General features: G+C 17.1%; 2 protein-coding genes. Both read left to right on the forward strand.

Annotated elements, in window-relative coordinates:
• Positions 1 to 990 (forward strand): glycosyltransferase family A protein (locus T397_RS0103660; RefSeq protein WP_027124275.1); only part of this gene is annotated, 990 nt, incomplete at its 5' end.
• 107 nt (positions 991 to 1,097) lie between these two features.
• Positions 1,098 to 1,354: hypothetical protein (locus T397_RS0103670; RefSeq protein ID WP_027124276.1), on the forward strand; the 257-nt coding region annotated here is incomplete at its 3' end.

The following is a 1,354-nucleotide window of genomic DNA, read 5'->3' on the forward strand; positions in this document are numbered from 1 at the left end:
TCTTTGATTTGTCAAGATTTAAATTTGTTAAAAGAAATTATTATTGTAAATGATGGTAGTGATGATGAACATAGTAAAGAAATTAAAAAATTAATTGATGAATTAAATTTAAATAGTTTAATAAATATACAATCAAAAGAAAAATTAATTAAATTAATTAATCAAAATAATCAGGGTTCTGCTGGCGCAAGAAAAACGGGTTTTGATAAATCAACTGGAAATATAATTTTATTTGTTGATTCTGATGATTGAATATGTGATTCAAAATGAATATTTAAATTAAACGATTACTTTATTAATAACTCCTCAATAGAATTAATTCAATTTAAGACAATTAATGTTTTTAATCAAAATGATTATTTAATACCAAAAAAATTAAATAAAAATGAAATAATTAAATTTGATTTAAGTTCTTACTTAAATAACACAACAAAATCTACCAATAATTTTTCTATTTGTGCCTATGCATACAAAAAAGAACTTTTAGAAAGAAATTCTAATTTTTTTAATTTTATAAATGAATATTACGAAGATGCGTATTGAAATTCAGTTCTTCTTTCAAAGAAATGATTAACTCTAATAGTAAATGAAATTTTTTATTGTTATAGAGTCAACAACATTAATTCAAAAACATATAAGGCAAATAGTAGCAACAACATCTTAAAAACGATTCAAATTTATACAAAATGATTTACATCATTTGATGATTGAAATATAGAAAAATTTTCAGATGCAAGAGATTATTGAATATATTGATTTGTTTATATATGTGTTTGTAATTTGAAAGGTTTAAGAAATGGAATCAAATTTTTTGAAAAAAATCAAATCATTTTTCCAACAATTAAAGAAATTAAAAAATTTTTTAAAAAATACAAACCATATAAAGGCTTTAAATTACTTTTTATAAAATCGTGTTTACTAAGTAAATATTTAGATTATTTTTTAAATAAAATATATATGTTTTTTAAAAAAAGAAAAATAAATTTGTAACATTAAATTTTGTAGAAATATTGAGAATACACTATAAAAATAATTACTAAAAATTAAATCAATTACTTTATTATTCTTAATTAAAATTAAACTAAAAGTTTTATACAATGAAAAATATTTTAATTATAAACGAAAATATACATATTAAAATCGGTGGTATTGAAACATATTCAGCAAATTTAATTAATATTTTATTGAAAAATAATTTTAAAGTTTTTGAATTTTCATTAAAAAATTCAAGTGTTTCAAAAGTAGAAAAAAATTATGTGCTTATAAAAAATAAAATTTTTAATAAAATAAATTTTAAAAATAAATTAATTAATAATTTTCTTTACACACTAAAATTAAATAAATATATAAACAA

It is taken from the genome of Mycoplasmoides pirum ATCC 25960, from assembly GCF_000685905.1.
Classification (GTDB): Bacteria; Bacillota_I; Bacilli_A; order Mycoplasmatales; family Mycoplasmoidaceae; genus Mycoplasmoides; species Mycoplasmoides pirum.